At 62.0% G+C, this 19000-nt stretch carries 16 protein-coding genes and 1 pseudogene; 16 read left to right on the forward strand and 1 reads right to left on the reverse strand.

From position 1 onward, the window contains the following. Nucleotides 1-68 precede the first annotated feature (68 nt). The 16 genes from PXJ20_RS06480 to PXJ20_RS06555 all read left to right on the forward strand — a co-directional run bounded on the left by PXJ20_RS06480 (nucleotide 69) and on the right by PXJ20_RS06555 (nucleotide 18675). Nucleotides 69-2006, forward strand: a complete 1938-nt coding sequence (locus PXJ20_RS06480) for an AMP-binding protein (protein ID WP_421057416.1) — start codon at nucleotides 69-71, stop codon at nucleotides 2004-2006. A 46-nt stretch (nucleotides 2007-2052) separates the two neighbouring features. Further along, nucleotides 2053-2853, forward strand: a complete 801-nt coding sequence (locus tag PXJ20_RS06485) for a crotonase/enoyl-CoA hydratase family protein (protein ID WP_421029586.1) — start codon at nucleotides 2053-2055, stop codon at nucleotides 2851-2853. A 57-nt stretch (nucleotides 2854-2910) separates the two neighbouring features. Next, the gene (locus tag PXJ20_RS06490; RefSeq protein WP_026121754.1) at nucleotides 2911-4128 is read left to right on the forward strand and encodes a Rieske 2Fe-2S domain-containing protein; all 1218 of its coding nucleotides are present in this window, start codon (nucleotides 2911-2913) and stop codon (nucleotides 4126-4128) included. 118 nt (nucleotides 4129-4246) lie between these two features. After that, the gene (locus tag PXJ20_RS06495) at nucleotides 4247-4930 is read left to right on the forward strand and encodes an RraA family protein (RefSeq protein ID WP_017776282.1); all 684 of its coding nucleotides are present in this window, start codon (nucleotides 4247-4249) and stop codon (nucleotides 4928-4930) included. A gap of 3 nt (nucleotides 4931-4933) precedes the next feature. Further along, nucleotides 4934-5590, forward strand: coding sequence for an RraA family protein (locus tag PXJ20_RS06500; RefSeq protein ID WP_126878364.1), 657 nt, complete (start codon nucleotides 4934-4936; stop codon nucleotides 5588-5590). After that, the gene (locus tag PXJ20_RS06505; RefSeq protein ID WP_421029587.1) at nucleotides 5587-6261 is read left to right on the forward strand and encodes a 4-carboxy-4-hydroxy-2-oxoadipate aldolase/oxaloacetate decarboxylase; all 675 of its coding nucleotides are present in this window, start codon (nucleotides 5587-5589) and stop codon (nucleotides 6259-6261) included. The genes PXJ20_RS06500 and PXJ20_RS06505 overlap by 4 nt, the downstream gene beginning before the upstream one ends. A 37-nt stretch (nucleotides 6262-6298) precedes the next feature. After that, nucleotides 6299-7294: an extradiol ring-cleavage dioxygenase gene (locus tag PXJ20_RS06510; RefSeq protein WP_126878362.1), complete on the forward strand. Its 996-nt coding sequence runs from the start codon at nucleotides 6299-6301 to the stop codon at nucleotides 7292-7294. A 52-nt stretch (nucleotides 7295-7346) separates the two neighbouring features. Then, nucleotides 7347-8345, forward strand: coding sequence for an amidohydrolase family protein (locus PXJ20_RS06515; RefSeq protein WP_421029588.1), 999 nt, complete (start codon nucleotides 7347-7349; stop codon nucleotides 8343-8345). 166 nt (nucleotides 8346-8511) lie between these two features. Further along, the gene (locus tag PXJ20_RS06520) at nucleotides 8512-9678 is read left to right on the forward strand and encodes a porin (RefSeq protein WP_421029589.1); all 1167 of its coding nucleotides are present in this window, start codon (nucleotides 8512-8514) and stop codon (nucleotides 9676-9678) included. Between the two features lie 145 nt (nucleotides 9679-9823). Next, nucleotides 9824-11281 carry a spinster family MFS transporter gene (locus PXJ20_RS06525; RefSeq protein ID WP_277596484.1) on the forward strand — a complete coding sequence of 486 codons (1458 nt, stop codon included), beginning with the start codon at nucleotides 9824-9826 and terminating at the stop codon, nucleotides 11279-11281. A gap of 93 nt (nucleotides 11282-11374) precedes the next feature. Beyond that, nucleotides 11375-12268: a fumarylacetoacetate hydrolase family protein gene (locus PXJ20_RS06530; RefSeq protein ID WP_277596485.1), complete on the forward strand. Its 894-nt coding sequence runs from the start codon at nucleotides 11375-11377 to the stop codon at nucleotides 12266-12268. Continuing rightward, nucleotides 12265-13206: a cupin domain-containing protein gene (locus PXJ20_RS06535; RefSeq protein ID WP_421029590.1), complete on the forward strand. Its 942-nt coding sequence runs from the start codon at nucleotides 12265-12267 to the stop codon at nucleotides 13204-13206. The genes PXJ20_RS06530 and PXJ20_RS06535 overlap by 4 nt, the downstream gene beginning before the upstream one ends. A gap of 23 nt (nucleotides 13207-13229) precedes the next feature. Next, nucleotides 13230-14435 (forward strand): FAD-dependent monooxygenase, encoded by a 1206-nt coding sequence (locus PXJ20_RS06540; RefSeq protein ID WP_421029592.1) that lies wholly within the window; start codon nucleotides 13230-13232, stop codon nucleotides 14433-14435. Beyond that, the gene (locus PXJ20_RS06545; protein ID WP_421029593.1) at nucleotides 14432-15637 is read left to right on the forward strand and encodes a CaiB/BaiF CoA transferase family protein; all 1206 of its coding nucleotides are present in this window, start codon (nucleotides 14432-14434) and stop codon (nucleotides 15635-15637) included. Before PXJ20_RS06540 ends, PXJ20_RS06545 begins: the two co-directional genes overlap by 4 nt. Nucleotides 15638-15648: 11 nt before the next feature. Next, complete coding sequence (locus tag PXJ20_RS06550) at nucleotides 15649-16467, forward strand: citryl-CoA lyase (RefSeq protein WP_421029594.1); 819 nt, start codon at nucleotides 15649-15651, stop codon at nucleotides 16465-16467. A 186-nt stretch (nucleotides 16468-16653) separates the two neighbouring features. Further along, nucleotides 16654-18675 (forward strand): methyl-accepting chemotaxis protein, encoded by a 2022-nt coding sequence (locus PXJ20_RS06555; protein WP_421029595.1) that lies wholly within the window; start codon nucleotides 16654-16656, stop codon nucleotides 18673-18675. Nucleotides 18676-18726: 51 nt separating this feature from the next. Here the strand turns inward: PXJ20_RS06555 and PXJ20_RS06560 are convergent. After that, a pseudogene (locus PXJ20_RS06560) lies at nucleotides 18727-18900 on the reverse strand (Arm DNA-binding domain-containing protein); the annotation flags it as partial. Nucleotides 18901-19000: the final 100 nt, after the last annotated feature.

The raw sequence follows: 19000 nt of genomic DNA on the forward strand, positions 1-19000 counted from the left end.
AATAGTAAGGTTACCTTATATCATGTGTTGCCCGACAATTCCAAGAATGCGCCGATAGGGTTTGTACCATGTGGATTCGCTGGCCAACTTTATATAAGGTAGCCTTACTACGTGACCTGATCGTGCCGTTGCACGATTTCGAAGATGGCCCGCTGAACATGACTTCCCAGTTCCCTTTCATCAATCTCCCGTTCCTTGAGCGGAACCTCGACGTTGTCGAGCGGGCCGACGGCGCAGTCCTGATGCGCAGCAAGGTGCCGCTGGGTCCGGTCGAGGTGCATCTGCCCGCCGTGCTGAGACGTCGTGCGCTCGAACGTCCCGCGCGGCCATGGCTGAAACAACGCTGTACGCAGACGGGCGACTGGCGCACGCTCAGCTACGGCGCGGCCGGCCACCAGGTCGATGCCGTGACCCAATGGTTGCTGTCACAACGGCTCGACGGGCGCAGCGTGATGGTGCTGAGCGGCAACACCCTGGAGCACGCCGTCATCGAGCTCGCCGCCATGCAGGCGCGCATGCCCTATGTACCGGTGACCCCCGCCTATTCCCTGCTGAGCACCGATTACGCGAAACTCAGGGCGATGGTCGCGTTGATCAGGCCCGCAGTGATCTTCGTGCAGAGTGCGCAGCAGTTCCGCGCAGCACTGCACGCCATCGCCCCACATGGCGCGCGCGTCGTATATGTCGCCGATCCAGCCGATGACATCCACGGTACGGCGTGGCACACGGTTCTCGAGACGCCCGTGAGCCCGCAGGTGCAGGCATCGCTCGACAGCATTACGCACGATACGGTGGGCAAATACCTCTTCACCTCGGGCTCGACTGGAGAGCCCAAGGTCGTGCCGGTCACGCAGCGCATGCTTTGCGTATCGATGGCCATGCACGCGCAGACCGTGGGCCACGATCCCGTCGCACCGGAATCCGTGCTGCTCGAATGGCTGCCGTGGAGCCACGTCGCTGGCGGCACCGCCATCTTCAACAGCATCCTGAACGATGGCGGAACGATGTACATCGACGACGGACGTCCCGTACCGGGCGAGTTCGCCAGGACGCTGCGCAACCTCCGGGAGGTTTCGCCCACCCGCTTCAGCAGCGTACCGGCGGGCTACGCCATGCTCGCGGACGCGCTGGAAGCCGACGAGATGCTCGGCCGGCAGTTCTTCGTGCGTCTGCGCCGGCTGACCTCGTCAGGCGCGAAGCTGCCCGACAGTCTCTACCAGCGCCTGCAAGCCCAGGCCGTGCGCCATCTCGGGCACCGCATTCCGTTTGTGTCCAGCTATGGCTCAACCGAGACATGCGCCGCGACCACGGTGGTGCATTGGCCGACCGGGCAGGCGGGACTGGTTGGTCTTCCGCAGCCCGGCGTCGAACTGAAGCTGGTGCCGCTGGACGAAGAACGATACGAAATCCGTACCCGTGGCCCTTCTGTCATGGCGGGCTATCTGGAACAACCGGAGTTGACACGTCTCGCCTTCGACGAGGAGGGCTACTACCGTCTGGGCGACGCCATGACCTTCGTCGATCCGGCAAGACCGGAGGAAGGACTCGCCTTTGCCGGTCGGGTCGCCGAAGAATTCAAGCTGCAGTCCGGCATCTTCGTGCGTGTCGGGACGCTGCGCGTCGAGGTGATCAGCAGCACCGCTCCCCTGCTGCGCGACGTAGTCGTGACAGGCGCGGACCTGCCCTATGTGGCGCTTCTCGCGTGGCCGAACCCGGACGCGTGCCACGAACGTTTCGGCCTGCGCGACGAGCGGCAGCTTGCCTGCCACGCGCCATTGCACGACGCGCTGCGCGAATCACTGCTGCGCCATAACGAACGCCACACCGGTAGCAGCATGCGCATCCGGCGCGTGATGCTGCTGAACGACCCGCCATCGAGCGATGGCGGCGAGATCACCGACAAGGGCTATATCAATCAGCGTGCCGTGCTTGCGCGGCGCGCGGGCGACGTAGAAGCGCTCTACGCCGATAAACCCGACGCCAACGTCGTAATAATCGAAGCGTAGCGTCGAGAAGAGATTCCTTTTCCTGTAAAGATCCATGACTACCGATATGTCCACAGCAGCTGTGCCACTGATTGACGTCCAACGCGAAGATGAGGTCGCGCTCGTCAAACTGAATCGCGCAGACAAGCGCAACGCCATCAACGACGCGTTGCTTGACGAACTCGAGTCCGTGTTCTCCACCGGCCTGGAAGGCGCGCGTGTTGTCATTCTGCATGGCGAGGGCGAACACTTCTGCGCTGGCCTGGATCTTTTCGAGCTCATGAGCAAGCGCAGCCCCGACGTGCTCGCCGGCATGCGTCGCTCCCGGGCATGGCACCGTACCTTCGACCTCATCCAGTACGGCGAGCTGCCGGTCATCAGCGTTCTGACCGGCGGCGTTATCGGCGGCGGCTTCGAGCTTGCCGCGGCGACACACGTTCGTGTCGTCGAGCGGTCGGCGTTCTTTCAACTGCCCGAAGGGCAGCGCGGTATTTTCCTCGGAGGCAGCGGCTCCGTGCGCATCCCGAGACTCATTGGCGCCTCGCGGGTCACCGAAATGATGCTCACAGGCAGTGTGCTCAATGTGAACGACGCGTACCAGATTGGCCTCGCGCACTACGTCACCGACGACGGAGCGGGTCTCACAAAAGCACGCGAACTGGCAAAGCGCATTGCCGGCAACGCGGCGGCCACGAATTACGCAATCATCAACGGCATCAGCCGGATCTCGGAGATGCCGGTCGGTGAAGGACTGTTCGCGGAAACCATGATCACGTCCATGACGCGCTCCGCCAACACGGACGTCGCGAAACGGATTGCCGAATTCTTCGACGCACGCCGCAGCCAGACGCCGCCCCCCGGCGCCTGACGGAACGTACGTCTTTCGGATATCTGTTAAACCGGATCTCATCATGAGGAGTTCTAAATGCTGACCAGGGAAGAAAATGATCTGCTGACCCGCGTAAGTAACGGCGCGCCTATGGGACAGATGATCAGGCAAAACTGGTGGATTCCTGCGGCGCTGTCGGACAAGCTGGAGGCCGACGGCAAGCCACTTCGGGTGCAGCTGTTCGGAGAGCAGTACGTTGCATTTCGTGCAACCAGTGGCAAGGTCGGATTCTTCGATGAAGCCTGCCCGCACCGGCGCGCGTCGCTCGCGCTGGGGCGCAACGAAGACAACGCGCTGCGCTGCATTTTCCACGGATGGAAGTTCAACGTCGACGGTGTGACCGTGGCGGTGCCGACCCAGCCGAATAACGAAGCCGAGTACTGCAAACACGTCCCGCTCAGACACTACCCGGTGCGGGAGGAAGCCGGGATTGTCTGGGTGTGGCTGGGCGAGGGCGATACGCCGCCCAGATTCCCCGAACTGCCGTTCGTCGGCCTGCCGCGCGAGAACTTCGTCGTGTTCCGGCAGAAGGTCAACTCAAACTGGCTGCAGGGCGTCGAGACCACCATGGACTCGGCCCATCTCGGCGTGCTCCACCAGAGCTGGCTCGTCGGTTTCGGCGACATCGAATTCTCGTCGGAAAACATGGCGCCCGTGTACCACATCGCGCAAAAGCCGTTCGGCTTCCGCTATGCAGCCGTACGCGCGCTCAAGGACGGCCGCGCCTACGTTCGCACCAACTCGTTCGTCCTGCCGTGGTTCGGGATCGTTTCGCCGAACCGTGCCGACATCCAGGGCGGCAGCATCTTCTTCTCCGTGCCCATTGACGACGAGAACATCTACTACTGGCAGATGACCTATCGCGTCAACGAGAAGCTGGTGCCCAACAAGACCCACGCGTACGAAGATCCTGATTCGTGGCCGCCGCTGCCGCCGGGGCCGCCCGAGGACAACTGGGGGCAGGACCGGGACGCAATGAAGCAGGGACACTTTACGGGCTTTACGCAGATGCTCGGCACGGAAGACTTTGCCGTCATGGTGAGCATGGGGCCGATCGTGGACCGGTCGAAGGAATATCTCGGCGCCGGTGACGGCGCGATCCTGGCGGTAAGACGCTGCCTGCTGAAGGCTCTGCGCGAATTCATGGACAACTCTGTGCCGACCCTGGCGCGCCATGAGGAAATCGACTACCCCAGCACCGGTCCGATCTCCGGCGTATTCAGGGACGAGGTTGAATGGCGGGCCCTGCTCTGACAGGCATCCAGATCACCTCGACGAAGCGGCCGTGCACATGCCATGGCGGTCAGCCTGATGACTGCCGCACGTCCCGAAGATGGCACGCCGCATGCCCCCGGTTTAACGAGCGTTACTTATGAACAACGATCTCATTCAGCGCCTGAAACGGCTTGATACATGCTCGGTCTCCGACGCGCTGGATCGCCTCGGAATTGCAGGACAGGTCACGACAGATCTGCCACGACGGACATCGAACCAGAAGATCGCGGGCGCGGTCGTGACGTTCCGGCTCGTGCCCGCGGGTGCAGCGGTGCGCCGCGACGGGCCGGTTCGCCACCTTGGCACGACAGCCATCGAACTCGCCGGTGCGGGAGACATCATCGTCGTCGAACAGCGCACCGGTATTGATGCGGGTTGCTGGGGCGGCATTCTTTCGCTCGCTGCGGCGCTCAAGGGAATCGGTGGCGTTATCGCAGATGGTCCCGTGCGGGACATCGATGAAGCGCACGAACACAACCTGCCCGTGTTTTGCAGGGCGCTCACCGCAAGGACGGCACGCGGGCGGGTTGAGGAAGACTCGGTCAACGCGACGGTTTGCGTGGGGGGCGTGGTCGTACGGCCTGGCGACCTGGTCATCGCAGACGGTAGCGCCGTCGTCTTCGTGCCAGCGGGCGGCGCGGCGGCAGTCATTGCCATGGCGGAGCAGATTGCGGCACGGGAAGCGGCCATGACGAAGGATCTGCTGGCAGGACGCCCGGTCACCGAGGTGATGGGAAAAGACTACGAGCACATGCTGCTTGGCGACGCAATACAAGGATGAATCATGAGTGACACCAATGTGGAGCGAACGGGCCGGCTCGACACGGCGACATTGAGCGATGCACTGGATCGATGCGGTATCAACGGTCAGTGCTACCACATCAAGCCATCTTCGCCCGATTTCCGTATGGCGGGCCGCGCCTGGACACTTCGCTACGGCCCGGCAGGCAAGCCAGCTGGCACGGTTGGCGACTACATCGACGACGTGCCGGACGACTGCATCATTGTTCTCGATAACGGCGGCCGTGACGATGCGACGGTGTGGGGCGACATTCTGACCGAAGTCGCCCATCGCCGTGGACTCGCGGGCACGCTCATCGATGGCGTCAATCGCGACGTCGCGCTCTGCCGCGAACTCGGCTATCCGGTCTACAGCCTCGGGAACTACATGCGCACCGGCAAGGACCGGGTTCAGGTAGAAGCGACCCAGGTTCCGGTCAATATCGGCGGCGTCCGCGTTGCGCCTGGCGATCTCGTGCGCGGCGACGCCGATGGTGTCGTAGTGATTCCCCAGGAGCACGAGGCCCGGGTGCTGGACATGGCCGAGGCCATCGAGTCCGCGGAAAACGCCATCCGTTCCGCCGTACGTCTGGGCATGAGCCTGCGCGAGGCAAGAGAGCTGCATCGTTACCATCACCTGCAGACGCGGGTGGAATCATGAGTGCACCCTTCACATGCGCACCCGGACAGTTCCCGACCGTGCGCGACACGATCGAGCGACCCGAAACTCATATCGTTGCGCAGGCATCGCGCATGGCGTCATCTACGCTGCACGAGGCGCTTGGGCGCATCGGCGCACTGCCGTCAGCCATCAAACCGGTTGCCGCAAACATGCGGGTCTGCGGACCTGCCGTCGTCGTCCATTCCCCGGGTGGTGACAATCTGTGGCTGCATCGCGCGCTCTACATTGCCGGTCCAGGCGATGTTCTCGTCGTTCACGTCAGCGGTAAGCCCGACTTCGGGTACTGGGGAGAAATCATGTCTACTGCCGCGCGCGAACGCGGCCTGGGCGGACTCGTTATCGACGGCTGCGTGCGCGACGCGGACCAGCTCGAAGCGCTCGGCTTTCCCGTGTTCGCGGCAGGGCTCTGCATTCGGGGCACCGGCAAGGACGCGGGTGCACGCGGCTGGATCAACTATCCGGTGCGACTGGGTGATGTCGTCGTCCAGCCGGGCGATCTCATCGTCGGCGATCGCGATGGAGTCGTGTCCGTCCCGCGCGTCCGCGCGGCGGAGGCAATATCCAGCGCCGCGGCGCGCGAAGCCAGGGAAACCACAGTGATGCAACGCCTGCGCTCAGGCGAGCGCACGCTGGAACTCTACAACTTCTGAAGCCGGACCACGCGTCCGCGCCTGGGGAATACATCATATGGCCAGCATTACTCTCGCTGTCGGCACGTCCCACAGTCCGATTCTCGTCCTGCCCGGCGATCACTGGCAGCGACGCGCTGAAGACGATCTTCGCAGTCGGGCGCTCTACACGCTCGACGGCCGCAAGCTCACCTACGACGAGCTCGTTGCCGAGCGCGGCACGCCGTACGCGAGTGAGAGCGATCCAGGCGCCTTCCCCAGGCTAGCCCGCGAGGCCGAAGCAGCCCTCGACCGCGTCGAGGCCTACCTGCACGCGGCGCGTCCCGACGTCGTACTCGTAATCGGCGACGACCAGGATGAACTCTTCGGCTACGACAACCTGCCCGCCATCTCGGTCTACCGCGGCGAAGAAGTGGTGATGAAAGAAACGGAGCTGCCCCACCCGAAGCTGACCTGGAGCGACAAGGCGTTCTGGGCAGGCTACGCAATGGATCTGCCTCGCCGTTTTCCGGGCGCGCCGAAGCTGGCCGAGGACCTGATTCGCGGGCTCATCGCCCGCGGCGTCGACGTGGCGACGAGCAACGATGTGCCCGACCCGCAGCGCCGTGCGTTTGGTCACGCCTATGGTTTCGTCTATCAACGGCTCATGAAGAACCTTCGTGTTCCGATGTTGCCCGTGCTCATTAACACCTACTTCCCACCCAACAACCCGACCTCGGCGCGTTGCCATTACATCGGCGGCTGTATTGCCGAAGCGTTGGCCGCGTCCCCCATCGATGCCAAGGTGGCAATCATCGCCTCCGGTGGACTGAGTCACTTTCTGTGCGAAGCGGCGTTCGACCGGAAGATCATCGACGCCATCAAGAACCGCGACAAGGACACGCTGACCAGCATTGCGCAGGAATCGCTTTGCTCGGGATCGTCCGAAATCCGCAACTGGATCACGATGGCCGGGGCTCTCGGGGAACTGGAGTGCGTCTACGACCATTACATTCCGGTCTACCGCACACGCGCCGGCACCGGTATCGGCCTCGGGTTCGCGGTCTGGCAATGACGCCAGACGGACCACCGACTACTGACAACATCACTTTCTACACGACACAGTCATGATTATCGATTGCCACGGCCACGTCAGCGCCCCAGCCGAACTTTGGGTCTACAAAGCCAATCTGCTTTCGCATCTTGGCGCGCACGGACGCCGCATGCCGGAAGTGAGCGACGCACAGATCATCGAGGCGATGAATCGCAAGGAAATGGGCCCGTGTGGCCACGTCGAAGCACTGGACCGTATCGGTACCGACCTGCAGATGCTCTCGCCCCGCCCCTTCCAGATGATGCACAGTGCCAGGCCGGGCAAGCTCGTGCACTGGTTCACGGAAGAGACCAACAACATCATCGCGCGAACCATCGCCCTGATTCCTGGCAGATTCGTGCCGGTGGCTGGCCTGCCCCAGGTCGCGGGCGAACCCGTTACCCAGACGCTGCCGGAGCTCGAGCGCTGCGTGAAGATGGGCTTTCGCGGTGTGCTGTTCAACCCGGATCCATACGAGAACACCGGCACCGAAGCGCCACCGCTCGGCGACCGCTACTGGTACCCGCTCTACGAGAAGCTCTGCGAACTCGACATTCCGATGCATATTCACGCCACGGGTTCACATTCGGAGCGCTCCCCCTACACCCTGCACTTTGTCAATGAAGAGTCGATAGCGGTCTACGGACTCGTGCATTCGAACGTCTTCAAGGACTTTCCCTCGCTGAAGGTGATCTGCTCGCATGGCGGCGGCGCGATTCCCTATCAGATCGGCCGCTTCCAGTCGAGCGCGGGCCGCCGCGGCGTTAACTTCCTTGATGGGATGCGCAATCTCTACTACGACACGGTGCTCTATTCCGAAGAAGCGCTGCGCCTGCTCATCAAGACCGTGGGTGCTGACCGTTGCCTCTTCGGTTCTGAATGCCCAGGTGTCGGCTCGACCATCGACCATACCACCGGGCGAGCACACGATCACATCGCGCCGACCATCGCCGGGTTTGACTGGCTTGGCCAGAGCGACAGGCAACTCATCTTCGAAGACAACGCACGCAAGGTTTTCGGCCTCACCAGTTGATAACCCACGGCCGTCCTGAGGACCGGGACTCGCAGGGCGCCGTGAAAAGGGCTTGCTTCTGGAGTTCTCCCGGTCCGACTTCCTGAGCTATGGAGAGCGTAGTACACGGTGCCATCGCCTTCGGGCGGGCCCCTGCTGGTTTTGTATCCACTCTTATAACGACGCAATGGAGACACAGATGAAGACCGCATTACGCAATACGGCGCTACGCCGCAGCGCAGCACTGGCTTCTTTGGCCGCCCTGCTCTCGGGCGGCTCGACCGCGCACGCGCAGAGTTCGGTTTCGCTCTATGGCATTCTGTCCACAGGCGTCGCCTGGACCAGTAACGTGGGTGGGCATGCGGCCGTGCAGATGATTCCCGGCACGATGCAGAACAATCGCTGGGGCCTGCGTGGTGTTGAAGATCTTGGAGGCGGTCTCTCAGCTCTTTTCGTGCTCGAAAACGGCTTCGACAGTACCAACGGCAAATTCCAGCAAGGCGGCCGCATGTTCGGGCGCCAGGCTTACGTCGGCCTGGGCAGTAATTCATGGGGCACGGTGACGCTAGGTCGCCAGTACGACATCCCGTTCGATTATCTCGACCGTTTCGAAGCCCCGGTTGCCGCACTCGGCTTTGCAACACACATTGGAGATAACGACAATCTGTTCGGCAGCTACCGCTATAACAATTCGATCAAGTACCAGTCGCCTACAGTGAATGGCCTGCGTGGCTCCGTGATGTATGCGATGAGCAATGCGCCTGGCCAGTGGGGCGTCAATCGCTCGGTAAGCGCGGGTGCTGCCTACGAGAACGGTCCGTTAAAGCTGGCGGTGGCTGCATTGAATACCGATTACCCGGGCACCACGCAGAACTCCAGCGGCGCGGTCACCGACGATTACGCCGGGGCACCGTTCCTGCTTTTCCATACAAGTCCCATTCACAGGAATGTGGGCGTGCGCCGTCAGCGCGAGTTCGGCGGCGCGGCGCAGTACTTGCTGGGGCAGGTACGCGTGAATGGAATGATCACTGACGTCCGTTACGACTATCTCGACAATACCTCGCTGCATCTCGACAACTTCGATGTCAACGCTTCGTACTCCATCACGCCCTACATCATTCTGGGTGCGGCCTATGTCTACACGAAGGGGCAGTACGGCGGCGGATTCAATGCGGCGCCGCACTGGAACATGGGGCAGCTGAGCGTGAACTACCTGTTCTCGAAGCGCACGAACGTCTACGTTTTTGGCAACTATCAGCATGCGACGGGGGCGACTGCCGACACCTATCTGCTCGCCCCTTCGAGCAATGCGACGCAGACAGTCGTCGTGGCGGGAATCCGTCACCTCTTCTAGAGCGACCCTTTGTCTCGTTGTGCCCCGCTTCACCGCCTGAACCACAACGGCTGCGTACCCCGTCCACGATTGGCCGGACGGATGCGTCGAGGCCGGGAAGCGTGGCCGTTCCGTAAATGATCTGCCCATGCCCCTGGAGCACACCATGTTGCCCCGTAAGCTCACCGAAGCCACTGCCGCCCCGCACGTGAACTCACATGCCGGCGTTTCCAGACCGTACGCACTATGGGTGCTGGCGATTACCACATTGATCTACGCGTTCAGCTTCATGGATCGCGTATTGATGTCGATTGCCGCACCAGCCCTGAAAGCAGAAATGCATTTGACCGACGGCCAGCTTGGCCTGTTGATTGGTCTGGCGTTTGCCCTGTTCTACACCATTCTTGGCATTCCGATTGCGCGACTCGCCGAGCGTTTCAGCCGCGTGGTCATCATCTCCCTCACCATTGTTCTCTGGTCGGTCATGACAATCGGATGCGGAACGGCGACGACGTATGCCGGGTTGTCAGCCTTCCGTCTCGGCGTAGGTATTGGCGAGGCGGGATCGGCCCCTGCCGCCTACTCGCTACTCGCCGACTATTTTTCAGGCAAAAGGCGTTCGTTGATATTTGCGGTCTACGCCGCGGGTGTGCCAATCGGAGTACTGATGGCCTCATTCATCGGCGCACCGCTTATCAGGAACTATGGATGGCAGCATGCGTTCTTCTACGTCGGCATTCCTGGCGTGCTGGTTGGTGCACTTGCATACCTGACGGTCAAGGAACCGGTGCGCGGCAATAGCGCCACCTCAGACAGTGGCGTCGGCGTGCCGCCGCTCACCGAGGTCATCCGCAGGATGCTGGGCAATGTCGCTTCGCGTCATATGCTTTTCGCCGTCATGCTTGGCATGTTCGCCATGTCTGCAATCTTTCTCTTTCTGCCTCTCTATTTCGTACGTGTCTACGGCATGAACTTCGGGCAGGCAGGTCTCGCCTTCGGAATAATCGGCGGTGCGGGCGGTCTCACGGGCAATCTCCTGAGCGGCTATCTCTCGGACAGGCTCGGAAAGCGAAACGCCGCGTGGAACGGTTATATCCCGGCGCTGGGATGCGTCGCCGCCGCAGTGCTTGCCGGCATCTCATTCCTGCAGCCCGTTGCTGCCACAGGTGTGGCACTTCTGGTCGGCTTTGCAGTTGGCATGAACTTCTGGAACGGCCCTGCGTTTGCAGTGATTCTCTCACTGCTTGAGCCCCGTATGCGTGCCACCGCGTCTGCGTTGACTCTCTCCGCCATGGCGCTGGTCGGACAGGGACTTGGTCCCGGGTATCTTGGCTTTCTCAGCGACTTTTTCGCGAGGCGCATTTTCGATCGTCCCGACTTTTCACATCTTTGCGTGGTTGCGGGACATGGCGCGTCGGCTGGCGTCCACGCGGCGGCTGACGTGCCAGCGAACATCGCTGCGTTGTGTACTTCCGCCAGCGCCTCAGGCCTCCAGTATGCGCTGCTGAGCGCCACCCCGATCCTCCTCTGGGCTGCCATCCACTACGGGTTGGCAGGCAGGAAATACGCGAGTCTTAAAGACGCCGAACGGCAATACAGCCTGCAAACCAGCCCGAGCGCGTGATTTCCCGCCGTCCGACAAGACCGATGCCGGATCAAGTCATGCCGGACGACCCGCGGTCCCCATCGGCGCTTACCCACCTCTCTTTCGACTGCCATGAAAATTGCGCGATTTAATGAAGGACAACTCGGTATCGTCGTCGACAGTCATTACATCGTCGACGTCACGAGTACCGTCGGTGAGGACCCGGCCATGTGGCCTCCCATCGGCGCCACGCGCCTCATCGCAAACTTCGAACAACTCAAGCCGTCCATCGAGGCTGCGATGGGCCAGCTCCCGCGCGTCCCTCTCAAGGATGTGACGCTGCTCACGCCAGTGCCCTGGCCGAACAAGGTCATCGCCTTTCCGGTGAACTACCACGACCACGGGCGAGAAATGCAGGCCAGCTATCGGGCCACGCACCAGGGTTTTTTTCTGAAGCCGAACTCCTCGCTGTCCGGTGCCGACGAACCTGTCGTCCTGCCGAATGTTCCCACCCGCGAGGTTCATCACGAGTCTGAGCTTGCAGTCATCATCGGCAGGCAGGGTCGTGACATTGCGCGTGACGACTGGCAGCAGTACGTGTTCGGCTACGCCTGCCTGCTGGACATGGTTGTGCGTGGACGGGAAGAGCGCGTATTTCGCAAGGCTTACGACACGTTCTGCCCCGTTGGCCCGTGGATCGTCACGGCCGATGAGGTTGGCGACCCCGCCGATCTCGACATGAAGCTGTGGGTCAATGGCGAACTCAGGCAACACGCCAATACGCACGACCTGGTGCTCGACATCCCCGGGATGATCGAGATGGCATCTGCGGTCATGACGTTGTATCCCGGCGACATCGTGGCCACCGGCACACCCGCAGGTGTCGGGAAAGTCGGCGACGGCGACAAGGTGCGTATCCGGATCGAGCGGGTCGGCGAAATGACCGTTGACGTCGTGGCCGGCACAGGTGGCGCAACCGAGGTGTTTGCGCAGCCCTACACTCCTGACATCATCAAGCAAAAATGAGCGACCTCGAAGAACTTTATGCTGCAATCGACGCCCTCAACCTGGAGGGCGGATGGCATCGCAAGACCCCATCACTGTGGAGCGAACCGCGCGAAAACTTTCTGCCCATGCTCTGGCGATACGCCGACGTCAAACCGATTCTCGAACGTGCCGGCCACCTGGTGGATCACCGCATGGCAGACCGCCGCAACCTCACACTCCGGAACCCCGTGGAAGGGAACCTGTATGCGACGGTACGCACGCTTGTCGGCGCATACCAGTCGATCAAACCGGGCGAGGTCGCCGACGCGCACCGCCATACACCCAACGCGCTGCGGATCATTCTCGAAGGACAAGGCACCTACACGGTTGTTGACGGTGTGCGGGTTGAAATGCGGCCGGGAGACGTTCTCCTGACGCCCGGCTGGTGCTGGCATTCGCACGCGAATGCAGGCCCGGACGAGTGCTTCTGGGTAGACGTACTCGACGTGCCGCTCGTCCACCTGCTCGAGCCGATGTTCTTCGAGCGCCACCCTGACAGGCTGGAGCAGAACGTCGTGAGCGTTGCGGAGTCCCCGATTGCGTTCAGGTGGGAGGCGTCGCTCGCGGCGCTTGACAAGGCGACAGCACCCACAAACGGCATGGCGCAGCGCGAGATCGAACTCGGCGCGCCAGCGCTGAAGAGCACGGCCGTCCACGTGCAACGCATGCCAGCGGGATTCGTTTCGCCACGATACCGCACCACCGCCAACGCAATCTTCACTGTTATCGAAGGCCGCGGTACGACGCGTTGTGGCAACTCCGAAATGCGGTGGGCGAAGGGCGACATGATCGCCATGCCGGCATGGCGTACCTATCAGCATGAGGTGGACCGCGACACGCATCTCGTGCGTGTCAGCGATGAGCCCGTCATGCGCGCCCTGGGCCTTCTGCGCGACGAAGTCGCGGCCGCCGTGTAGCACCAGATACAAGAGGAAACTTCATGCATATCCTGATAGCGGGTGGTGGAATTGGCGGTCTTGCCGCAGCAGCCGCGTTGCTGCAGCGGGGGATCGACGTCGATGTCTACGAACGGGCGTCCGAGTTGCGGGAGGTAGGTGCCGGCATCCAGATCAGTCCGAATGGCAATGCGGTACTCGATTCGCTTGGCGTATTCGAGCAGCTAAGGGCTCTCTCCTGTGACCCGGCGCGCAAGGAATTCCGCCTGTGGAACACGGGCAAGCCCTGGCCGATGTTCAGCCTGGGCAAGTCCGTCATCGAGCGCTATGGCTATCCTTACCTGACCGTTTACCGGCCCGATCTACATCAGACACTGGCTGATCGCGTACGCGCGCTCAAGGCCGACGCAATTCATCTGGACAGCGCCGTAACCGGCTGCGGGCAGCATGACAGCGGCGCCACCCTGATCCTGCAAAACGGCCAGCGCATCACCGCAGACGCGTTGATAGGCGCCGATGGCGTGCGTTCGGTGGTCCGCAATGCATTGTGGCCCGATACCGACGCAGCGTTCTCCGGCATGGTGACGTGGCGCGCGTTGATCCCGATGAAGAGCTTGCCGGAGCATATGCGCCAGTCGGTCGGATCGACGTGGATCGGACCTGGCGGCCATGCTGTCAACTATCCGCTGCGTGGCGGCGAAATCATGAACTTCGCCGCCACTATCGAAGGCAAGAGCTGGACCGCCAAAGCCAGCTTCGAGCAAGGCACCGTTGATGAGTGCCTCGATGATTTCGGGGGATGGCATGAGGACGTGCAGACCATGATCCGGCTGGCGCCGACCCTGCTGAAGTGGGCTCTGATGAAACGCGAGCCCATTCCGCAATGGACGCAGGCGCGCATTTCGCTGCTCGGCGATGCTGCACATGTGACGTTACCGTTTCTCGCGCAGGGTGCAGTCCACGCTATCGAAGACGGCACGGTGCTGGCACGTTGCCTTGCGGGCGAGGAGCCATCAGGCGTCCCGCGGGCGCTGTTGCGTTACGAACATGCGCGAATCGGACGCACCAGCCGGATGGTCCGAGGTGCGACGGACAACACGGAGCGCTTTCACAGCCAGGAACTCGCCACTGAGGCGTCGGCGGCCCTGTACCTGGAACGGGAATGGAGTGCCGCGCCAATAGCCGAGCGCTACGACTGGCTCTATTCGTACAACGCGAATACGGTCGAAATCCAGTCAGGGCATCCATGAGCAGCAAACTACTGGCGGGCGTCCGGGTGCTCGACCTGACCAACGTGCTGGCCGGCCCGTTCGCCGGCTATCAGCTCGCGTTGCTGGGCGCCGACGTTATCAAGATCGAAACACCAGATACCGGCGACCTCGCACGTCAACTGGGCGCGGATGCCGGACTGAACCGGCGCGGCATGGGCACATCCTTCCTGGCGCAGAACGCCGGCAAGCGTTCACTGTCGCTCAACCTGAAAAGCGAGGACGGCAAGACTGCTTTCCGACGGCTCGCGGCCAGCGCGGACGTCTTGCTGGAAAACTTCCGGCCCGGCGTAATGGACCGGTTAGGCCTCAGCTACGACGCCCTCAGGGAGGTGCGTCCCGAGCTTGTCTACTGCGCGATCTCCGGCTTCGGCCAGAGCGGGCCGCTCGCCTCCGCACCTGCGTACGACCAGATCATCCAGGGGCGCGCCGGCGTAATGAGCGTAACCGGTGATGCGCACTCCGCCCCACTGCGCGTCGGCTATCCAGTGTGCGACACGATCGGCGGCATTACCGCGGCATTTGCCATCGCAAGTGCGCTCGTGCGCCGCGAACGCGATGGTATTGGCGGCTTTATCGACGTGTCGATGCTCGATTCCGCCATCGTCACGATGGGCTGGATCGTGTCGAACCAGCTAATCGCCGGACGCAGTCCGATGCCGATGGGAAACGACAACTTCACCGCGAGTCCGTCAGGTACGTTCAGAACCCGGGAAGGACTTCTTAACATTGCCGCGAACAAGCAGGAGCAGTTCGAAACGCTGTGCCGGCTGCTCGGCGCGCCGGAGCTTGTTTCCGACCCGCGCTTTGCTGAACGCGAGGCACGCAAGCTGAACCGGGCGCAGCTCACCGAGGCGCTCGAGGGGTATCTCGCCGCGCATGACGCGTCATGGTGGGAAAAGCGCCTGAATGACGCGGGCGTTCCCGCCGGGCAGGTGCTGGACGTATCGCAGGCGCTCGCGCAACCTCAGGTGGCCCATCGCGAGCTAACGATGACGTTGCCGATCAACGATCCCGAGCGGGACAGCATCGCAGTCACGCGCTGCGGATTCCAGGTTGACGGCACACCGCAGTCGGTCGAACAGGGACCGCCGACCCTCGGGCAGCACAGTGATGAAATCCTTCTTGAAGCAGGCTTTACGATGGATGAGATCGCGCTATGGCATGCCAATGGAACGATATAGGGTGAGACGACATGAACATCCCTTATGAGAGAGCCATCGACCTGTTATCGCAGGTGAAGACCTGGTGGACCACGCGCATCATCGACATCCGGCCGGGCGTCATCCGTATCAAGGGCAGGCCTATCGAGACGCTGATCGGCAACGTCAGCTACGCGCAGATGGTCTGGCTGATGCTGCGTGACGACGAGCCGACGCCCGCGCAGCTCGCATTGCTGGAAGCCGCGCTGGTGGCAGCTGTGGATCACGGTCCTCAGGCGCCGTCTATCTCGATTTCGCGCATGAGCGTAACGTGCGGCGTGCCGCTCAATGCCGCGATGGCGTCGGCCATCAACGTGCTCGACGGCGTGCATGGCGGTGCCGGCGAACAGTGTCTGCAACTCTATGAAAGCGCCCTTGCGAAGGCCGTCGCCCAGCCGCTCGAGCGGGCGCTGGAAGAAGCGCTCGCGGAATTCACGATGGCGCATGGAAAGATGATTCCCGGCTTTGGCCACCGGTTTCACCCGGTCGATCCGCGCTCGGTAAGGCTGCTTGCACTCACCGACGATGCGCAGCAGCGCGGCGTGATTGCGGGCCGTCACGCCGCAGTGGGACGCCTGATTGAACGCACGCTCGAGCAGCGCACCGGCAGGAAACTTCCGATGAACATCGACGGCGCGACCGCGGTGATCTACGGCGAGCTCGGCTTTGAACCGGCGCTCGCGCGAGGGCTCTTCATCCTCTCGCGCTCAGTTGGCATCCTTGCGCACGCGTGGGAGCAAAAGCAGCAAGGCGGCCGTATCAAGGGGCCCCTGCCGCCCGAGCTCGGTTACACGTATGCCGGCAAGGATTGAACCGTCCCGGCCGTGGGCTTCCCACATCGTCACGCGCGGCACGCCCGGCACGTCCCTACTCACGGCCTTGAAATCGCCTGGAGAAGCACTGCGAGAATACAACGGACCAGCGTCGCCCACGTCGGCAACGCACAGGCCTTCGACGCGTAACAACAGGTCGTGAGTCAATCCCGAAGTGAAGCAATCATGAAATCGATGACATCGTTTATTGATCGCCTGCCTATCGCCCGAAAGCTTCTCGTGTTGGGAATTGCGATTCTTCCCGTCATAGCCGTACCGACATACCTCCAGTTCATGTCATCGTTGAACGCCGTCAGCGCCGCCAATACCGAACAAGCTGGGCTGGAGTCGGCACGCGGACTCCTATCGCTGATTCAATTGACACTGCGGCACCGGGCGTTATCCGCAACCATGCTTGGCGGAGACAACTCTGTCCTCGCGGCTCGCGAAGAGACACGGGTAGCAGTGGACCAGGCCCTCGTCAAGATCGACCTCCGTCTGAAAGCACAAGGACTGCCCCCCGATATGGCGCGCGCATGGGAAAGCGCTGCCTCTCAATGGCATGAGCTTGCTGCGGCGGTCGATGCGCGCAGGCTCAGCGACAGGGAATCCGCCGTGCGGCACATGGCCGTTATTGGCCAGTATCTATCGGTCGTTGATCTCCTGCTTGACGACACTGGACTGGCGCTCGATTCCGAGGGGGGAACGCACTATCTCGTGAGGGCGGCACTCGTCAGCTTGCCGAAGCTCACCGAAACGCTGAGCCAGACAAGGTCGAGGGGCGCCGGCATTCTGACAAGGGGAGAGGCCAGCCCGACGGATCGGGCCATGCTGGCCTCGCTGTCGCAGATAGCCTCGGACCAGATGGAAGATCTTCGCAAGGCTTTCGACAAAGTCTTCCGGGCGAAGCCCGAACTCCAGACCGCACTCGCAGCGGCGCGGGATCGTGCGAACGCACCGATCAGCAAGGCGCTGGATCTGGCCAGTCGAGAGATCGTCAATGCCGGCGCCGTGCACTACGCGGCAATCGACTACGTCAAAACGTTCACGGCTGCAATCGATCCCCTCTTTGAACTCAATGCCCGCGCGCTGGACAGTCTTCAGGCCCGACTGGACGCGCGCTTAAACCGCGAGAATCGAGCGATGCTGATCCAGTCAGGCCTACTGATCCTGATGCTTCTCGTCGCAATCGGACTGTCCAGTATCGTGGTACGGCGCATTACGGGGCCTCTCGCTCGTGCCCTTGCCTTAGCGAACCGCGTGGCCGACGGGGATCTCACCAGCCGCATCGAGGTAACCACTGTCGACGAGACGGGCCAGTTGCTGCAATCACTCAAGGCGATGAACAGTAACCTTGCTGGTATGGTTTCCCGGATTCGAACTGGCGCCCAGACCATTGCCAGCGCTTCAGGGCAAATTGCGGCAGGCAACGCCGATCTGAGTTCGCGCACGGAAGAACAGGCCGCGTCACTGCAGGAAAGCGCGGCGAGCATGGAGCAGCTAACCGCAACGGTGCGTCATAACACCGAAAGCGCGACACAAGGCACCGTGCTCGCATCGCGTGCATGCAAGGTCGCTGCGCACGGCGGCGAAGTAGTCGGGCGCGTGGTTCATACGATGCGCGACATATCAAGCAGTTCCGCGAAAGTCGCCAACATCACCGGCACAATCGAAAGCATCGCGTTCCAGACGAATATTCTCGCGCTGAACGCAGCCGTAGAAGCAGCACGCGCTGGTGAACAGGGACGCGGCTTCGCAGTGGTCGCGAGCGAAGTGCGCAGTTTGGCCCAGCGTGCGGCAACAGCGGCGAAGGAAATCAAAGAGCTGATCGGAGAATCGGTGAATCGCGTGGCGGCCGGCATGGAACAGGTCGACGAAGCCGGTCGTACGATTAACGAAGTGGTGTCCGCCGTACGCCATGTGGCGGAGTTGATGGGAGAGATCGCTGCTGCCTCGGCCGAGCAGCACAAGGGTATTGAGCAAGTGAATTCGGCGGTGGTGCGGCTCGATGAAGTCACGCAACAAAATGCGGCTCTGGTTGAGCAGACATCGGCAGCCTCAGAGGCGATGAACGAACAGGCACGCCTTCTCAAACATGCGGTTGATGTATTCAAGGTTTCCGACGAGATTCTGCGAAGCCGCCCGCTCGCTGTGTGCGCGAGTGAGGTTTTGCCCCTATGCGCCGCAAATGCCCGGGCAATCGCATAGCAATTCTGCCCCTCCCCGGTTTTAATTCGGACCACAGTTAGAGAGCGATGCGGATTGACCATAGCGGCCGATTGTCAGCGTTTCCCATCGCCCATTAACGCGGTAGTCGTATCGAAAAGAAAGGGTGCCCACCGGAGAGACTGCGACGTACATGCCGTCACGGTCGGCGATCTTGTACAAGGCTGTGCGGGGTTTGAGGTTGCGAAGTGCAAACTCCGTGAGCATCGATTCTCGCTCTCGTGGTTGGTACAACTTTACCGTCACCAACCACGAGCCCTCAATGTGCCTGCAAACCCGCACCACGCCTGGCTTTCTGGAAAAATTT

This window comes from Paraburkholderia sp. A1RI_3L (assembly GCF_048957895.1).
Classification (GTDB): domain Bacteria; phylum Pseudomonadota; class Gammaproteobacteria; order Burkholderiales; family Burkholderiaceae; genus Paraburkholderia; species Paraburkholderia kururiensis.